Consider the following 15,633-nt stretch of genomic DNA (forward strand, 5'->3'; position numbering starts at 1 on the left):
TGAAAAAATTGGTCAGGCCGCTGCCAAGAGCTGGTCGCGCCAGGCTTTCTTAATCTCGGAACGCGGCGACGGAAGGGTGATGAGATCGGAGTAGCCGGAGTACATCTTCCGCAGGTTCAGGGCCCTTTTGAAACCCACCTGATTGCCCTCTGCGGCATGGTATTCGGCGGCGCCGAGCTGCCGGCCCGCTGATGAGATCTCGCGGCGATAGCTGTCGATCTCCGACTGAATCTCGGGCATGATCTCGTCGATGTCGACGTCGTCAGGATCAAGGTCCAATACGGCTTCGGCATAGGTCAGCACCGCGCCCAAGTGCGTCAGTTTTCCGTCCTCACAGACGTGGTCGGAAGAAGTCAGGCCGAGTTCTGCTGCATAGCTGATCGCGTGGGCACCTCGATCAGAACGAGGGCCCTTGACGTCGTGAAACATTGCGATCATGTCGATCAGGTCGTCACGCTCGCGTTCGGCTTGTTCGGCGGCAACACGTTCCTGGTACTCGGGCGTGGCCTGCTCTGCCTTGAGGGCGGCTTCGCGGGCAGCATGTTCTTCGGCCTGCTGACGGGCCTGTGCCTCACGTTCGGCCCGCTCAGCGGCCTCCCGCTCATCAGCAGCCTGGCGCTCCCGCTCAGCCTGTTCTGCACGCTCGACCTGTTCTGCCTCTTCGGCCTGCCGGCGCTCCTCATAAGCTCGACGCTCGGTTTCCTCGGCCTCTTGGCGCTTCCACTCGGCAGCTGTGTGCTCCAGCCTTGCCCAGTAGCTCGGACCCTTGGCCAAGTAGATCTTCTCGTTCTGACGATGTACGTCGCGGGCCGTCAGTTCGCCAGCGAGCACACGCTTCGCCAGTCGTTCGATCAAGGTGAGACGTGCCGGACGCTCAGGATCGACATGCTCGCGGGCGTTGAGCGCATCCACGTCGGCACGCCAGTCCCAACCCGGGGTCGCGATCATTTCATCGTCGCCGTACCGGGCCTTGCCGAGCGCCTGCTGGTCAGGGTGCTCATGGGTGTTGTACCGGGCGGCCCGTGCCATTGCGAACTTGCCACGGTCGGTGCCGGGTTCACCCGGGTGGTAGATGAAGGGCCTCACGATGACCGGCACCGGGAACTTGCGCTGGACCGCTGCAGGTGTGCGCTGGGTTTTCGAGTACCAGAAGACGTGAGCGTGTTCGTCGGTGCCGGGGTCGCGGTCATGGATCACGCCGTGTACCCGGTCATTCGGGTGGGCCGCGACGAACTCCTCGATCATCTCGCGGGTCAAGGCCTTGGACACAATGGAAAAGGCACGATGACGGCCGGACTGTAGCGCGGTAGTGTGGGGTGTGCTCTTGGACATGGGCTGATGTCCTTTCTGAAACCCCCGGTTGCCGCCGGGGGTTTCCTCGTTATTTGGGTGGTGCGCCCTGCTCGGGCGTACTCACCTGTTCCTTGACGTACTCACTTTTCAGAAGCCCGTACTCAGATTTGTGTCAAAAAAGTGAGTACGGACCGGGAGGCAAAAAGTGCAGAAATATGGAGAAGAGGGAAGTTGAGACGTACTCACTTTTTCGGCGACCAAATCAAGCCGAGTACGCGCGCATACGCACACATCCGCATGATTCCGCTGATTTTCGGAATGCCGAAGATGAAACGTACTCACTTTTGGGGTGTATCTTTCGGAGCTGGCCGCCACAGACTTTTGCACGATGGATTTCGCGGTACACACCAACGCTTCTCCTTCCGTCATCGGGGCCACCGCGGCATCCCGGCACCCTTCCATGTAGCGACCAATGCAGTCGTCCACCTGGTTCCCGCGAAGAGTCCATAAGCGACCACGGAGAGACCACAGACGACCGCCAGCCAGCGCCCGATGCCGAGCCATACGCTGCCGTCCACGTCGGTGGCCCACTGCACTCCCGTGAAGAGCCCGGCGATGGCCATCCAGAGCCCGGCGACAACCGTTGCCGCCGGCAGGAGTGTCAGGAACATTGCGGCAGCTGCCGACCAGAGCTGGCGATCGGTCAGCTTGGCCGTGGCTGCCATGATCTGCTCGGCCCTTTTGTTCGCACCGGTGAGATTGGCAGTGACGACGTGGGAAGCTTCACCGGTGATCTGCTCGATTGCCTTTTCGATCTGCTCGCCGGCACGCTGCTCGATGTGCTGAAGAGCCGCTCCGGCCTGGCTGACAAGAGCCCTGTTCTCGTCAGCCTGAACCCGGAGCCTTTCAATCGCCGAAACTACGTTCTGACGGTTCCTCTGCGCTTCGAGAATCAAACTCTGCGAGGCGCCGCTGAGCTTCTTTCCGTCGAGACTGCGCGAGAATTCGGCGAGCGTCGTCTCGATCTCGTTCAACCTGTTCCCGATACTCGCGATCTGCCGCGGCATGCCGGCGGAGGGCTGCGAGGTCGACGGCAGGGCCTTCTGCAATTCGTTCTTGACCGTCTCCTCGATGACGATCTGCAGATACATCTTCAGACCGTTCACGGCCTTCGTCTGCGCGTTCACCGCGGCGATGACCTCGGAGGTTGACGGTTCCGACGGAATCGACGTTGTCGAGTTCTGCTGCTCCTGTCGGAGCCGGTCCGCGAGTCCCATGAGCGGTGCCTTTCTGCTGGTTCTGCTGGTGGATGTCGAAGATGCTGGCGGCCCCTTCGGCGGTGAACTCCGGCGTGAGTGCCGAGGCCTTCTTGCGTCCGAGCTTCCCGTTGTCGGAGCGGCGCATCTTGTAGCTCCACCCGTCGCGATGGGTGACGGCGAGCGTGATGCCGTGCTCTTCGAGCACCTGCTCATATGCCTGCTGATCGACCGAGCGGGGATCGGAAAGCGCCATGTAGACCTTGTCTCCGAGGGTCTGTTCGAACCCTCCAGGGCTGAAGGCCTCTCGGCGGAGCTCCCAGTCTGGCTTGGGTTGCCCGGGGTCGGGGAGCACGCTCAGGCCCTCGTCGCGCATCAGGTCGTCGTTCAGCTGGCGGAGCCCGTGCTTCCAGCTGGTGTAGCGCTGCAGAGACTTCCCCGTGAGGTTGTCGTGATTGGCCACAAGGATATGCGCGTGCCCGTGACGACCTGCTGAATCCGCGTGAACCACAATGAGGTAGTCAGCGGTATGCATCCGCCCAATGAGAGCGACTGCTATGTTCCGGATACGGTCGAGGTCGTCCTGTTTGGTCACATCGAAATCGTCTGGTGGGAAGGCGAGAACGTAGGACTGGAGCTTGACCTTGCGGCCGTGCACACGAGCCAACATCTCGGTTCGTTCAATGAACGCTGCCGGTGAGGCTCCTTGGTCGCCGGCGACAGAGATGGCAAACGCCGCGGCACGGGTTTGACCGGTCTTGATGAGTTCGGCACGGCGCTCTTTCGAGTTCCCGAAAAGGACGTAGTTCACCGCACCTGCGACATCACGGGAAGACCGGACGTTGATCGTGCTCATGACGAGGTCCGATCCCCGAGCGACGCACGCACGTCATCTACGGCGACCTGCACCTGGCGGAGCAGATCTTCGTCAAGCGCCGAGACGTCTCCGGAGTGGACAACCCGGAGTGCCTGATTGAGGTTCTGACCGACCTTGCGGAGCTGTTCCACAGCCGTCGCAAGCTCCGGCTGAGGCGCCGCAAGCGCCGCCAGATGCATCCGTGAAATCTCATCCCTCCTGGCGTCGAGGGCGTCAAGAACGACCCCGCGTGCCCACGCACTCGGCTTGACGCCGAGCACGCGGGCACGGCGCCGGATCGCTTCGCGCTCCGTCTCCGTGAGCCGTATGTCCAACGAGACCCGGCGGCGCTCACGGGTGGTCTCGTTGGACGTACGGCTGTGCCTACGCGGGAGGGGAAACGGATGCAGGCCAGCAGGGTATTTGTCGGACATTTCGCTGGCGCTCATGTCTTCCAAATACCGCTGGCCCTCGTCCTCGCTCGCTTCGCTCCCTGCGGGCGAGGGGGAGTGGAAACCCGCTTCGCGGCCCTTTGACGCGGCAGAGGAAGCCTTCGGGAACACGCTCTTGAGGAGGCCAGGCTGCTCCTCTGTGAACGGCGCAGCTGGCAGGGATGTGCCAGGCAGTCGGCCGGCTGCCGGAGCACCTTGAAGATCGTCGGCAGACATCAGGCACCACCACCTAGGATGGTGGCCAACCGGTCACGCTGGGCATCGCTGAGCGGAGGGGCGGCTGCCACGATGCGTTCAATGGCTGCATCGACGCTGGACGAGACAGGCTTGATAGGGACACGAAAGCCTGCGGCGCTATCAGTGGAGGATTCTTTGCGAACCGTTCTTTCGCGGTCCAAAATGGCGGTGGACATAGTTCTCCTGCAGTAAGTTCTGCAGGTAGAGAGCCTCGTGCAACCATCTCAGGCTGATCAAAACGAGGAGAGCCACCAGTCGGGGAATCCCTAACCCTTGTTGTTGTTTTCGGGCTAAACGTTTGTCTGACAATTACCCTACGACATCAAACGTTTATCCGACAAGCAGGACGTCTCTTGTCACCGCCACATGATCGAGACGGAATCGGGATTGAAGGATTTCATGCCTCGTGGATGGGGGTAGAGGCGTACTGTGCATAGGGCGCCGATAGTGCTACGGCGTACGCCCAGGTCTCCCGCTTCGAAGGCAGCTGCCGGATCCCGTTGTCCCAGGACACTGGTATGCGAACTCCCAAGTGAGAGCCGCAGACGCTCGACTTCCAAGGTGTCAATCGCGGCGTTCTCACGGTCGCGAATGCGCTTGAGATCAAAGCCTTCGATGAGCTCGTCATCGTAATCCCGCTGCGCCCTGTGAATCCTGGCCCGGTGCTCGTTGATCTCCTCTTTGATCTCCTGCAGACGCGGCTCATCAGCAGACGGCAGCAGGTCGTGGAGATCCGGAAGCGCGAGTCGCCGCCGGACGACCTCGACAACGAAATCATCGATCTGCTCCCGGGAACGCACGACGTGGCCCGCGCATCGATACCGTTGCCCATGCGCCTTCACCGGCTTGTCGCACACCCCGCACCGATACAGGCCCGAGCCAAGGTGCTTCCTGTCGGTTCCCACCCGGTTCGTGATGCGCGCCGGGTCGTCGAGCCGGTCCTGGACAGCCTCCCACATCGCGAGGTCCACGATGCTGTCCCATTGACCGAGGATCGGCTCCCCGTGATCGTCGCGAAGGATCTGGGCCCGCCACGATCGGCGCCGGTCGCCATTGGCGAGCACTTCCTTCGGCGTGTATGTGCTGTATCCGGCGTAGCGCGGGTTGCGCAGAATCCCCATGACGGTCGACGGCACCCAGGGGTCGTCGTTTGGAACTGGACGGGGTTCGAGACCTTCTTCGGACCGACGCGCATTGCGCTCGATCATCAAGGTGCGGTTGTGCCGGGGGAGGGTCGGCAGGGCAGGAAGATCCTTTCCCTCACTGCCTGACAAAGCCGCTGCAATCGCCCGCAGCGATGACCCTGAGGAGAACGCACCGTAAATCTTCTTGACGGCTTCCGCCTCGTGTTTGATGACGTCGCCGTTGGTGGCGTAGCCGAGGGGACGTACACCCTTCGGGGGTCTGCCTTGCTGGGCGCGCTGTCGTTGTGCCCGCGACTGTCGTTCTGCCTTGACCTCGATCTCATTGCGAGCGATCGCCGAGAACATGTCGGCTGACAGGCGGCCGGCCGCCGTTGTGCAGTCGATGTCGGAGCCCTTGGCGAAGGTCAACAGGACATGGTGACGCTGGGCAGCCTCGATGATCCTCACACCATCTGCACGGTTGCGTTCGAGGCGGGGCCACTCCTGAGCAACGACGACGTCTATGTGACCTGCCTCGATATCTTTGAGGAGCCGTTCAAAGGCCGGTCGTTTCTTGTGTCCTTTGCCGGAGATGTCGTTGTCCTCATAAACACCAACGGGTGTCCACCGCCGGGCCGCGATGAGTGCTTCGGCGTCCTCGCGGTGCCTGTCCACGCCGAGGCGGGTGTTCTCGCGGTCCTGGGAGATGCGCAGGTAGACGGCCGCGCGGCGCTGTTCGGGGCTCATCCAACCAAGCTACGGGATCACAGGTTATTTGCCTTCTGAACGCCACTGAGTGCGTCATGCAGACGAAACATTCCGATCCCGCCGGATCCCCATGAAGGTGTATCTAAAGCCCCAGCCCAATGTGAGGGCGCCAGGAATGACAGCCTCCCGAACTCCGCCCAGAGATGACCCGCGACGGGCTTCTCAATAAGCTGTTCCGCGCGTGCGTGGGCGAGATCCGCAGGCCGCGGACCCGGCCAACGACAACCGAAGCCGTTCCGCGCGTGCGTGGGCGGGACCTGACTGGCCTGCCCGGACGCTGCGCGGAACGTCCGCTCATTACTGAGCGAAGATGACCCTTGCGGGCCTGTCAACGTTTCTTCGTCGCCCGTTGCCTGACCGTACCGGATACGGGTTGGCGCGGGGCGGCTCGACGGGCGTTTCATGTCTCCCGTGAACTATCCCGTGTCTGATGGATACGGGAAGCTCTGCTGTGGCGACGGCCGCTAGGGCGGCGATGTTGATTGCTGCGTTGATATCCCGGTCGAGGGTCAGGCCGCAGGCATCGCAGTGGAATATCCGTTCCTTGCGGGGCAGTTTGTCTTTCTCTACACCGCAGGCTGAACATCTTTTGCTTGTTGGCTCAAAACGGCCGATGACCACCAGCCGGGTTCCGGACCAGGCTGCCTTGTACTCGAGGATGCGCCGTATCTGGGCGGGGGCGACATCGAGGATGGACCGGTTGAGCCCGGCCTTGGCGCGAACGTTCCTGCCGGGCTTCTCGATGGTCCCGCGGGCCGATCGGGTCATGCCCGCGACGTTGAGGTCCTCAATGCCGATGACTCCCCAGGTCTTGACGAGCCGGTTGGTCAGGTCGTGGGCGTAGCCTTCGCGTTGGCGTGCTTCGAGGTGGGCGAGCCGGCCGATCTTGTGGACGAGCTGTTTCCAGGTGCGGGATCCTTTCTGTGATCTGGCGAGTTTCCGTTGGAAGCGTGCGAGTTTTTTGGCGTGGGAGGCCTTGATTTTAGGGTTCTCTATCAGCTTGCCGTTGGAGAGGGCTGCGCGGGTCTTCACTCCCAGATCCACGCCGATGATCCCGGCGGCACGCTTGCGTTTGGACAGGCGCGGCGTAGGGATGGTTTCCACGACGGCAAGGCTGGCGTACCAGCGGTGGCCGTAACGGCTGACGGTCACGGAGGTGATCTCAACGGTGCCCTTGCGGATCTTCCTCTGCAGGTGCCTGGCATGGTCGTGGAACCGGACTTCACCGAATGTGGGGATCCTCAGGCGCCTGGTGGTGGCCAGCCGGATGCCCGGTGACTTCCGGTCGTGCGTGATGGTGAAGGAGTCCCGGGCAACACCGCGCTTCTTGAAAAGCGGGTACCCGACTCTTTTGCCGGCACGGGTCCCCTTGAACGAGGCCAGCCAGTTGTTCCACGCGCTGTCGGCGTTCCTCATTCCGCCCACGAGTGCACTGCGGTTCACCTCATGGAGCCACGGCTCATGCTCCCGCCCGTCATCGCGAAGACCCGGCACCAGCAATCCGTTCCCGGCGGCGTCCCGGTGGGCGTTCCGCGTTCCGGTGAGCCAGGTGTTGAAATCAGGCGTTGAGGGGAGGGGGACCTTGATGGTTTTACGGGCCTGCTCCTCGGTGAGCGCCGCCGGCCCGTACGTGGCAAAGGCTACTTCCTGCAGCCAGCGCTTGTGGCTTTTCTGTTTCGCCGCAATCACGTGGTTGTACATTGCCCGTGCCGCGCCGGCCCACTGGGAAAGCGTTTGGGCCTGCCGCGGTGTCGGATCAAGTGTGAGGCGGTAGGCGCGGCGAATGACAGTGGTTGCCGGTGCCTCCTGAGCGTTCATGGAAGGCAATGTACCCCGCGGGTATCGCGATGACTAGGGCGTTGGGCGGCGGCCGGAGAGCGTCGCGGCTCTCAGCCCTGGCGGCGTCTGGCCCGTGCGCCGAACGCATCGAGTGCTGCGAGGATCTCCGGCGCCTGCCAGATGCGGTTCCGGCGGCCGGCGCTGCTCTGGGTGAGTACCCCGGCGTCGACCAGTTTGTCGATCGCGTTCTGCGCGGCAACCTCGCTGATCTGCAGCTCTGCCGCGATGGTCCTGGTGTTCACGACCGACTGGCGGAGCAGGTATTCCTTGACCCGGTGCACCGCGGAGTCGCTTCTGGCGACGACCAGGCTGTCCCAGCGCGCAGCCGCAGCCTGGATGTCCCTCACGAGTGCCCGGCCGTTGCGGATCGCAGCGAACGACGCCTCGGCCACAGCGGTGACGATGGCGTCCGCCTTCCCGGCCCGGTACCCGGTCAGCGCGCGGAAGTAGGCATTGGTGTCCTGCAGGAGCCCTGCCGATACGGGCACGGTGATGTTGCGGGTCAGGCCGCCGTGGCAGAGCATGCCCTGCAGGAGCGCCCGCCCGGTCCGGCCGTTGCCGTCGGGAAAGGGGTGGATGGTCTCAAACTGGGCGTGTGCGATCGCCGCCTGGATGAGCACGGGCACGTCGGTGCGCCCGGCGAAGGCGACCAGGTCGGCCATGAGCCCGGATACGCGCGTGTGGTGGGGCGGCACGAACGTTGCGGCGTGCGGCGAGATGCCCCCGCCGCCGATCCAGACCTGTTCGTTGCGCCAGCGGCCGGTGTATTCCGGCGCGGTGTCCCGCAGCAGCGCCTCGTGCATGGCGAGGATCGAGTTCCCGTCCAGCCGATCGGACAGCTCGATGGCCGCGGTCGTGGCGCGGACGTTCGCGACGACCAGGCGCGCGTTGTCGGACTTCGACCGGCCGATCTCCGCGAGGGCCACCTGTTGGGCGCTGGAGGTGATGTCCTCCACCTCCGAGCTGGAGGCGGATTCACTGCGCAGCAGGATCGACGCGAACGGGGCAGCGATCATTCCGGCCTCGGCGTCGAACCGGGCAAGCTCCCGGCTCGCATCATCGGCCAGGGCAATCGTCTCCGGGTCCGGCATGACCGGGACCGCCGCGATCAACGGCGGGACGGCGGCCCGGTAGTCGCCGCGGACCTGGAGCAGGGCCCGGCGGGAGGCGACTTCGTCACCGGAGCACACCCAGGGGCGGGCTTCGTACCCGGTCGCCGGCCAGGTGCCGGGTGGTCGCCTATCCGTAATCATTACTCAACCATGCCAAAGGCTATGTGCTTAGCCTTTGGTATGGCGGCATTGCGCTCTCTTTTATCTGTTGCGGTGCACGACGGCAGCGCCCTGCTCGTCCGCCTCTGTCCAGGAACGCCCCGCCTGCGTGAATTCGGCAGCGAGATCCAGGTGGGTCCGGCGTTCTGCGGCCTGCTCATCCCAGATCGCCCGCACTCTCGCCTGACCGCGTTCATCGAGGTCATCGAATGGTGTCTCACCCGCGAGCACGCGCCCGATGTCGCGCCGGTTCGTACTGCTCATGGCTACAGGGTAGCGCGAGAGCGTTCCACCGTTCACGGTGCAGGTGATTCGCGCTCAGCCCAGCCGGTTCGCTGATGCACAGGACACCGTGAACTTCATCAGCCGGCTGGCATCGTCCCGGTGGCATAGACCATAGGCCGGTAACGGGCGAAGATGGAAACACCTTGCAGTAGGAGGACGCTCATGACGAAGCCGACGAAATACCGCCGGTACGGCAAGGGTTATGTGTTCAATGTGCTGCGCCGCGAGATTCTGGCTGCACGGCTGAAGGTCACCTTGGACAAGGAGCTGGGGCGCCCGACCTCTGACAAGGTGAAGCGCCTGGCCGCCATGGACCTGCCGCCGATCGTCAGATCGGACCATCCCGCCGAAAAGGCGACCGGCCGCGGAACCGGCGACCCGGCGAACAAGGACCCGGGCTGCGGTACACGGCGCCGCGGGATCCTCGCAGCCCGGCTGAAAGTGGCCTTCGGCGAACTGCTGGGACGGGCGCCCTCGCCGCAGATGACACGCCTGTCCAGGATGAAGCTGGCGCCGATCGCCGGGCGGCACCATCGCGTCGATGAAGTGGCTGTCCGCAGGACGTACGACCCGACGGACAGGGACCAGGTGCTCTCCACCCTGCGCTCCGAGATCCTCGCAGCCCAGCTGAAGGAGACCCTCGACGAGCTACTGGGCCGTGAAACCTCGCCGGCCGTGAAGCGCCTGGCCCGGATGAAGCTGCCGCGGATCGTTAGAACTTACGACCCGACGGACAAGGAGCAGGTGCTGTCCACCCTGCGCGGCGAGATCCTCGCAGCCCAGCTGAAGGAGACCCTCGACGAGCAACTGGGGCGTAAGACCTCGCCGGCCGTGAAGCGCCTGGCCCGGATGGAGCTGCCGCCAGTTACCAGGGCGAACGATTGGGACATCAAATGACGTACCGCAGGACGTACGACCCAAATGACCGGGAACAGGTTGCCGCTGTGCTGCGCAAGGAAATCCGCGCTGCGCGTCTCAAGATGACGCTGGACAAAAAGCAGGGCCGTGAGACCTCTCCGCAGGTGAAGCTGCTGGCCGGGCTGACCCTGCCGCCGCTCGTCAGGCAGGTCCCTCGTGCCCGTAATGCCCAGGCCGATGAAGGCGGGCCGGCCGCCGCCACGGAGTAGGCCCTCCGCGGCATCCACCAGGAAGCTTCGCTATCTAGTGCGACGTTGCGACCCAGGCCGTGGCCAGAGCTTTGGCCTATTCGTCATGGAGCACATCGTAGGGGTCCCGCCAGCAGGAATCGTCGCGGCTGATGCGGGTGACCCAGGCCGCCGGGATCCAGCGGGTCTCGATGCTGAGGTCGTCGTCCTGCCACTTCACCTGGACGTAGTGCGGGGTCCAGGCGATGGCCTTGCCGTTGATGGTCTCCATCTCCATGCCGACCCGGATGTACGGCTCGCGGTTGTACCTGGGCCGGGTCACCGGCTCCTTCTCGAAGTCCGGCGCGCCTGAATCGCAGGCATGCACGGTCACCAGACCTTCTTGACCCTAACTGTGGGAGGATGCCAAGCATGGCAGGCAAGGGCAATACGGCAAAGCTCCACCACTACGTGCCTCAGGGGTACCTTCGGGGATTCGCTACCGAAAAGGGGCGAGTCACTGCCGTACCCCTTGACCGCTCCCGAAAACCGTTCACCTCGTCAGTGAAGAACGTGGCGGCGCAAACGCACTTCCACACGCTGGAAGAGTTGGAGGAACCTGACGAGTTCGAGAAGGCGTTGAGCGGGGTCGAGGGGGAGGCCCTTAATGTCCTGGGGAAGTTCGAAAGGAACGAGTTCCCCCTGTCAGAGGCCGATCGATGGGCGTTCTCCTACTACATGGCGCTTCAGAGCGTGCGCGGACCGGACACTCGCAAAACCATGGAACACCTTCGGGCCCAGTTCCTTCGCCTCGAGATCGGCGCCGGCGGGCGTAAGAATGTTGGTAGCTGGATTAAGAAGAATCTTGGCTTCGATTCCTCTCCGGAGCAGGAAGAGCTCCTCTGGGCCGAGGCGACCCAGCCTGGCGGACCACCGATCAGCTTCTCAAACCTTTCACATATCCAGCACATGCTAGATACAGCTGAAAGTTTGACACCCTACTTGGCAACCAGGCCATGGAGCCTCGTGCGGTTTCAGCGACGTTCACTGGTCACCTCCGACGCCCCTGTGAGCCTGATCCGCAACCCGCAGGACGAGGCGTGGGCAGGTGTGGGCTTCATGACAGCATTGGGCATCGCGTTCCCCCTCACGCGAAAGATCGGGCTACTCATGAGCGATCCGACGGTGATGCTTGAGGGCCTTGAACCAGACAACCCACGAGTTCAGGAGACCAGAAGCGCTGTTCTCAGGGGAGAATTCGACCGCATACAAACCGGCACAACAGCCATGGAGAAGCTCTTCAACGAGCATTCGGCGCACTCGGCGAGGGAATACGTCTTCCATCACCCCGAGGACGAGATGTTCGTGCCAGATGAACTTCCCGAGCCGAACCTGATCAACATGCGCGCCAGCGGACTCGTGGACGCAGATTTCGACGGCAAACCGTGGTTTGGGGTGTCGGACACGCAGGAAACTAAGCATGAGGAATCCGAACATGCGTGAGTGAACTTGCCCCTGCTCGGTCTGTCACGCACCACCGCAATTTACCCAACTTAAAGAGTAGTGACCAGATCTCGGGTTTTGGTTGTCGACTTCAAGCGATCTAGTCTTCTTGCACGGAAAGGAGAACCAATGGACCTCGAAGACGCTCCACACGGTGAATGCATTAGTTGTGGAGCTACTACTTTTTTGTGGTGCCAGGAAGTGGACAACTGGCACTGTACAAGTTGTGACACTGACTGCTCGTAGGTGCAGCGTAGGGGATTGACACCCGTGCTCGTGGTGTGACTGCCGTGCGCCGGTTTAGGGTGTCGGTCGACTGCACTGGAAGTCGGTTACTCGTGAAAGGAGGCATGGTGGACCGAGAAGAACTAAAGGCCTCGATTGATGACCTGATGCGCAAGTATCAGGACGGTGAGATCGACGGCGAGACCTACGCGCAAGAGATGATGGAATTGACCGCCTCGGCGCAGGAGTAGCCGGGCAACCCCGCTGTCGTGGTCGAGTGCCCGGTGCCACCTTCGACGACGTGAGCGATCTAGGAATTGTCTTCAAAGCCAGCGCAATCCAAGAAACGGTCTTCGCGCTGCACGAGGCGAACGGGTGTACTCGGTGGCTTCGATGGCGGCGAAGGCGCCCTTCTGGCTGCTGCGGCGGGTTGTGATCTTCACGGTGGCTCTTTGGTCGGTGGCGGGTAGGCGGGGCGGCCCGGGTGAGCCGCCCTCCGGGCTGGTTAGCGCTTGAGGTGGACCGTGGCGCGGTGCTCCCCGGCGTCCTCGTCGTAGTGGCGCTCTACGTGGCTGAATCTCCACTTGCCGGGGACGTTGCCGTAGTTGGAGAGTTCCGCGAGGGCGATCTCCCCCAGTGCGCTGTCGGGCACGCGGTGCATGCCGCTGCCGAGCTTGAGCGTTACTTCGGCTTCAAACATGTTGCCGAAGTATGCGTATGCGTTGATGCTTGCCATTTTTCCTCCGTGGTTGTTCGTGCTGTTGTAACAACCATATGCAGGCGGGGCAAAGAGGAGGTACGACGACGGCCGGGAGGCGCTATTGGCGGCCGTGGTGGACGTGGTTGCCGAGGCGGGGCTTCCCGGAATGACCTACCGAAAAGTCGCGGAGAAGACGGGCGTGCCAATACCCTGATCACCCACCATTTCGGCACGAGGGAAGCTCTCCTGGAAGCTGCAATGGAATGGGCCACCCAGCAAACCCTCGACCTCATCGACATGGCTTTCGACGCCTCGTTCGACGAGCAGTTCGCCGTCGAGTTCGTAGCCAAGATCGCCGGCGAGCCGCAGCTGCAGTTCTTCCAGTACGAAATGGTCCTCGCCGCTCGGCACCAGCCGCAGATGCGTGCCACCGTAGAACGTTTCATGGACATTATATGGATGCGATAGCCCGGGGTTTCGCTCGGCGGGGCTTTCCTCAGCCCGACCTCCTGGCGCGGGTGTTCTTTGCCGCCACCGACGGGCTCGTAATGCAGCAGTTGACCTTTTCCAAAAGGGAAGAGATCGAGCGGGCGTTTATCCTTCCGGGGCAGGTGCTCCATCATCTGCCCCGGATAACCCCAGCCCCTCCGGGAGTACAGGCGGCGCGCTGAGATCCTCGTTCCTCGGTTCTTCGAGGGTTCCCAAGTCCCTCGGCACTCTCTTCCGAAGTCTCGCGAAGTCACGGTGCGTGAAAACGTTATTCGGCTACGGAACGTGGTTGAATTTAGGTTCAATGTCTGACGGTCTGCCGGCTTGCCCGGAGTGCCACGAGGCGTTCACCTATGAGCAGGGCGCCTTGTTGGTGTGCCCGATGTGCGGCCACGAATGGTCAAAAGACACGGCCGAGACCACGCCCGAGACCGCTTTGATCAAGGATGCCGTTGGCAATGTGCTCGCCGATGGTGACATCGTCACGATCGTCAAGGACCTCAAGGTCAAGGGCGCCGGTGGCGGTGTCGTGAAGGTCGGCACGAAGGTGCGCGGCATCCGACTCATTGGGGACGGCGTGGGCGATCACGACATTGATGCGACCGTTCCCGGGTTTGGGCGGCTGCAACTGAAGTCCGGCGTGGTGAAGAAGGTCCTCTGACCCGCGGCCATTGCCCATGGATAGGGGTTTCGTCGTCGACGAGCCTGTTCACAACTGGATCATCGAAGACGAATCGATGCATCGTCCGCTGCGCCATCTGTGGCCGGGCCCCGGCGCCGCCAACCTTTGGCGGGAATGCGGTACGCCGTCCTGACCCGTAGGGATGAAGTCGTCCTGAGATTTCGTATCGGGGCTGACTCCAGCGCAGGCAGGTTCTTTTTTAGCCGGACTGCTTGCGCAGTGCTGCCCAGGCTTGGAAGCCGCCGATAAGGTCGGTCGCACGGGTCAGCCCCAGCCGTTGCAGGGTGTGTGCAGCGAGGCTGGAGCTGTAGCCCTCATTGCAGACGACCACGATCCGCCGGGCGGGGTCGCCGGCGATCGGGAGGCGGTGGGGGCTGGAAGGATCGAGCCGCCACTCGAGAACGTTTCGGTCAATGACGACCGCTCCGGGAAGATCACCGTCGCGGTCTCGCTGATCGACCGGCCGGGTGTCAACAACCAGGGCGCCCGCTGCCATCTCCCGCTCAAGATCCGAAGCGTGAACACGCTCGAGCCCGATGCGGCTCTGAAGTAGCAATTGGTTGATCGTCAGAGTCCCGGGGGAACCGCCGGGATCCAGGCTGCGTGGGCAGGTCGCGGCGCCGTCGGCGGAGATATGACACTGCTTCACCGTTTTCCTCGCTTTGCCTGCTGATCGGTCGGTCGTTCCACCATGAAGCGAAATGATGAACTGCTTTGGTCGTCAATTTCAAGGGTATGGAGGGAGCCGAGTCAACGGGAGATGCGATCGAGACTCCAGGTTGGGCACCACCACTGTAAGCGGCCATGAAAAACTGCCCGTAGGTGGCCACGGAATTGCCCGCTGATGGCCACGGGGACTGCCCGCGTATGGCCACGGTAACTGCCCACTGGTGGCCGGCTGGTTTGCCCGCATTGTTCACTTTCCCCGCCGTGTTGTGAGGCGGCGGGGGCCTCTTCCCGTTTGGATATCGGTGTCGAATCGAATCCACTGACAGGAAGAGGCCCTGATTGAAGGATGCCCTGGAAACCGTGAAAATTCTTGCTGCATATGACCTGACGAAATCGCTGCGGGGTGCCGCCGAGTTGACGGGTTGTTCCCACCACACGGTCCAGCGCCTGCTCGTTGAACGCGATGCCGGCCGCGCCCCTGGTGCCGGCCCGGCCCGGGAGCGGGTCATCGATCCGTGGCTGCCGAAGATCGAGGACTGGGTCGAGGCGTCTCATGGCCGGATTCGCGCCGATGTCGTGCATGAAAAACTGGCCCGGATGGGTTACACCGGCTCAGACCGGTCCACCCGCCGGGCCGTCTCGGAGATCAAGGCCGCATACCGGCGCGGTAACCGGCGCGCAGAAGGTCGTCACTATTTACCTCATGCCTAGGCCTGGCGGCATAAGTGTTCAGATCCATGCGGCGATTGCTCCCCTCGAACAACCACGTCCGATGCACATTAAGATCAGGCCCGAAGACCGGCAAGTCAGCAGGATCGAGAAGGATTTCCCGGGCTTCGTTCGTGCGGGAGATTCCAGGCAGGTCTGGATGTCGACGCGCGTTGGAGGAACCCGGGTCG

The 15,633-nt window shown here is 62.8% G+C and carries 18 protein-coding genes and 1 pseudogene; 8 read left to right on the plus strand and 11 right to left on the minus strand.

What is annotated here, in order from left to right:
* Window positions 1-12 precede the first annotated feature (12 nt).
* From LVY72_RS07520 to LVY72_RS07560, 8 genes are all read right to left on the minus strand, one after another.
* Window positions 13-1,332, minus strand: a complete 1,320-nt coding sequence (locus LVY72_RS07520; RefSeq protein WP_237819292.1) for a hypothetical protein — start codon at window positions 1,330-1,332, stop codon at window positions 13-15.
* A gap of 867 nt (window positions 1,333-2,199) precedes the next feature.
* Entirely contained in the window at window positions 2,200-3,405 is a 1,206-nt protein-coding gene (locus LVY72_RS07530; protein ID WP_237819294.1) for a relaxase/mobilization nuclease domain-containing protein, read from the minus strand.
* Entirely contained in the window at window positions 3,402-4,073 is a 672-nt protein-coding gene (locus LVY72_RS07535; protein WP_237819296.1) for a plasmid mobilization protein, read from the minus strand. The genes LVY72_RS07530 and LVY72_RS07535 overlap by 4 nt, the downstream gene beginning before the upstream one ends.
* Window positions 4,073-4,270: a hypothetical protein gene (locus LVY72_RS07540; RefSeq protein WP_237819297.1), complete on the minus strand. Its 198-nt coding sequence runs from the start codon at window positions 4,268-4,270 to the stop codon at window positions 4,073-4,075. The genes LVY72_RS07535 and LVY72_RS07540 overlap by 1 nt, the downstream gene beginning before the upstream one ends.
* A gap of 180 nt (window positions 4,271-4,450) precedes the next feature.
* A complete protein-coding gene (locus tag LVY72_RS07545; protein ID WP_237819299.1) occupies window positions 4,451-5,965 on the minus strand; it encodes a recombinase family protein in 1,515 nt (504 codons plus the stop codon).
* A gap of 318 nt (window positions 5,966-6,283) precedes the next feature.
* Entirely contained in the window at window positions 6,284-7,804 is a 1,521-nt protein-coding gene (locus LVY72_RS07550; protein WP_237819301.1) for an RNA-guided endonuclease InsQ/TnpB family protein, read from the minus strand.
* Window positions 7,805-7,875: 71 nt separating this feature from the next.
* Window positions 7,876-9,078 carry a Fic family protein gene (locus LVY72_RS07555; protein ID WP_237819304.1) on the minus strand — a complete coding sequence of 401 codons (1,203 nt, stop codon included), beginning with the start codon at window positions 9,076-9,078 and terminating at the stop codon, window positions 7,876-7,878.
* Window positions 9,079-9,138: 60 nt separating this feature from the next.
* A complete protein-coding gene (locus LVY72_RS07560; RefSeq protein WP_237819306.1) occupies window positions 9,139-9,360 on the minus strand; it encodes a hypothetical protein in 222 nt (73 codons plus the stop codon).
* A gap of 183 nt (window positions 9,361-9,543) precedes the next feature.
* Between LVY72_RS07560 and LVY72_RS07565 the strand changes: the two genes are divergently transcribed.
* Both LVY72_RS07565 and LVY72_RS07570 read left to right on the plus strand, forming a co-directional pair.
* On the plus strand, window positions 9,544-10,278 hold the full coding sequence (locus LVY72_RS07565) for a hypothetical protein (protein ID WP_237819308.1): 735 nt from the start codon (window positions 9,544-9,546) through the stop codon (window positions 10,276-10,278).
* The gene (locus LVY72_RS07570) at window positions 10,275-10,508 is read left to right on the plus strand and encodes a hypothetical protein (protein WP_237819310.1); all 234 of its coding nucleotides are present in this window, start codon (window positions 10,275-10,277) and stop codon (window positions 10,506-10,508) included. The genes LVY72_RS07565 and LVY72_RS07570 overlap by 4 nt, the downstream gene beginning before the upstream one ends.
* A 76-nt stretch (window positions 10,509-10,584) precedes the next feature.
* Here LVY72_RS07570 and LVY72_RS07575 read toward each other — a convergent pair whose 3' ends face one another.
* Window positions 10,585-10,860 (minus strand): hypothetical protein, encoded by a 276-nt coding sequence (locus tag LVY72_RS07575; protein ID WP_237819312.1) that lies wholly within the window; start codon window positions 10,858-10,860, stop codon window positions 10,585-10,587.
* 38 nt (window positions 10,861-10,898) lie between these two features.
* Between LVY72_RS07575 and LVY72_RS07580 the strand changes: the two genes are divergently transcribed.
* The gene (locus LVY72_RS07580; RefSeq protein WP_237819315.1) at window positions 10,899-11,969 is read left to right on the plus strand and encodes a DUF4238 domain-containing protein; all 1,071 of its coding nucleotides are present in this window, start codon (window positions 10,899-10,901) and stop codon (window positions 11,967-11,969) included.
* 350 nt (window positions 11,970-12,319) lie between these two features.
* Complete coding sequence (locus tag LVY72_RS24260) at window positions 12,320-12,445, plus strand: hypothetical protein (protein WP_269092263.1); 126 nt, start codon at window positions 12,320-12,322, stop codon at window positions 12,443-12,445.
* 254 nt (window positions 12,446-12,699) lie between these two features.
* Here LVY72_RS24260 and LVY72_RS07585 read toward each other — a convergent pair whose 3' ends face one another.
* Complete coding sequence (locus tag LVY72_RS07585; RefSeq protein ID WP_237819317.1) at window positions 12,700-12,930, minus strand: hypothetical protein; 231 nt, start codon at window positions 12,928-12,930, stop codon at window positions 12,700-12,702.
* 222 nt (window positions 12,931-13,152) lie between these two features.
* Here LVY72_RS07585 and LVY72_RS07590 point away from each other — a divergent pair, with 222 nt between their 5' ends.
* The 3 genes from LVY72_RS07590 to LVY72_RS07595 all read left to right on the plus strand — a co-directional run bounded on the left by LVY72_RS07590 (window position 13,153) and on the right by LVY72_RS07595 (window position 14,044).
* Complete coding sequence (locus LVY72_RS07590; protein ID WP_237819319.1) at window positions 13,153-13,362, plus strand: hypothetical protein; 210 nt, start codon at window positions 13,153-13,155, stop codon at window positions 13,360-13,362.
* Window positions 13,350-13,565 carry a hypothetical protein gene (locus LVY72_RS24865; RefSeq protein WP_372463683.1) on the plus strand — a complete coding sequence of 72 codons (216 nt, stop codon included), beginning with the start codon at window positions 13,350-13,352 and terminating at the stop codon, window positions 13,563-13,565. Before LVY72_RS07590 ends, LVY72_RS24865 begins: the two co-directional genes overlap by 13 nt.
* Window positions 13,566-13,687: 122 nt before the next feature.
* Window positions 13,688-14,044, plus strand: a complete 357-nt coding sequence (locus LVY72_RS07595; RefSeq protein WP_237819321.1) for a zinc ribbon domain-containing protein YjdM — start codon at window positions 13,688-13,690, stop codon at window positions 14,042-14,044.
* 220 nt (window positions 14,045-14,264) lie between these two features.
* Here LVY72_RS07595 and LVY72_RS07600 read toward each other — a convergent pair whose 3' ends face one another.
* Window positions 14,265-14,714 carry a rhodanese-like domain-containing protein gene (locus tag LVY72_RS07600; protein WP_237819323.1) on the minus strand — a complete coding sequence of 150 codons (450 nt, stop codon included), beginning with the start codon at window positions 14,712-14,714 and terminating at the stop codon, window positions 14,265-14,267.
* A 359-nt stretch (window positions 14,715-15,073) separates the two neighbouring features.
* On the opposite strand from LVY72_RS07600, the pseudogene LVY72_RS07605 reads away from it, so the two are divergent.
* A pseudogene (locus LVY72_RS07605) lies at window positions 15,074-15,412 on the plus strand (IS21 family transposase); the annotation flags it as partial.
* Window positions 15,413-15,633: the final 221 nt, after the last annotated feature.

The sequence above is a fragment of the Arthrobacter hankyongi genome (assembly GCF_022012395.1).
GTDB lineage: Bacteria > Actinomycetota > Actinomycetes > Actinomycetales > Micrococcaceae > Crystallibacter > Crystallibacter hankyongi.

What these genes read in the sequence shown, in the direction of transcription:
- LVY72_RS07595 (WP_237819321.1), top strand. Translation starts at nt 13,688, where the DNA reads ATGTCTGACGGTCTGCCGGCTTGCCCGGAGTGCCACGAGGCGTTCACC.
- LVY72_RS07590 (WP_237819319.1), top strand. Translation starts at nt 13,153, where the DNA reads ATGGAATGGGCCACCCAGCAAACCCTCGACCTCATCGACATGGCTTTC.
- LVY72_RS07585 (WP_237819317.1), bottom strand. Translation starts at nt 12,930, where the DNA reads ATGGCAAGCATCAACGCATACGCATACTTCGGCAACATGTTTGAAGCC.
- LVY72_RS07560 (WP_237819306.1), bottom strand. Translation starts at nt 9,360, where the DNA reads ATGAGCAGTACGAACCGGCGCGACATCGGGCGCGTGCTCGCGGGTGAG.
- LVY72_RS07550 (WP_237819301.1), bottom strand. Translation starts at nt 7,804, where the DNA reads ATGAACGCTCAGGAGGCACCGGCAACCACTGTCATTCGCCGCGCCTAC.
- LVY72_RS07545 (WP_237819299.1), bottom strand. Translation starts at nt 5,965, where the DNA reads ATGAGCCCCGAACAGCGCCGCGCGGCCGTCTACCTGCGCATCTCCCAG.
- LVY72_RS07540 (WP_237819297.1), bottom strand. Translation starts at nt 4,270, where the DNA reads ATGTCCACCGCCATTTTGGACCGCGAAAGAACGGTTCGCAAAGAATCC.
- LVY72_RS07530 (WP_237819294.1), bottom strand. Translation starts at nt 3,405, where the DNA reads ATGAGCACGATCAACGTCCGGTCTTCCCGTGATGTCGCAGGTGCGGTG.
- LVY72_RS07565 (WP_237819308.1), top strand. Translation starts at nt 9,544, where the DNA reads ATGACGAAGCCGACGAAATACCGCCGGTACGGCAAGGGTTATGTGTTC.
- LVY72_RS24260 (WP_269092263.1), top strand. Translation starts at nt 12,320, where the DNA reads ATGGTGGACCGAGAAGAACTAAAGGCCTCGATTGATGACCTGATGCGC.
- LVY72_RS24865 (WP_372463683.1), top strand. Translation starts at nt 13,350, where the DNA reads ATGGATGCGATAGCCCGGGGTTTCGCTCGGCGGGGCTTTCCTCAGCCC.
- LVY72_RS07535 (WP_237819296.1), bottom strand. Translation starts at nt 4,073, where the DNA reads ATGTCTGCCGACGATCTTCAAGGTGCTCCGGCAGCCGGCCGACTGCCT.
- LVY72_RS07555 (WP_237819304.1), bottom strand. Translation starts at nt 9,078, where the DNA reads ATGATTACGGATAGGCGACCACCCGGCACCTGGCCGGCGACCGGGTAC.
- LVY72_RS07570 (WP_237819310.1), top strand. Translation starts at nt 10,275, where the DNA reads ATGACGTACCGCAGGACGTACGACCCAAATGACCGGGAACAGGTTGCC.
- LVY72_RS07520 (WP_237819292.1), bottom strand. Translation starts at nt 1,332, where the DNA reads ATGTCCAAGAGCACACCCCACACTACCGCGCTACAGTCCGGCCGTCAT.
- LVY72_RS07580 (WP_237819315.1), top strand. Translation starts at nt 10,899, where the DNA reads ATGGCAGGCAAGGGCAATACGGCAAAGCTCCACCACTACGTGCCTCAG.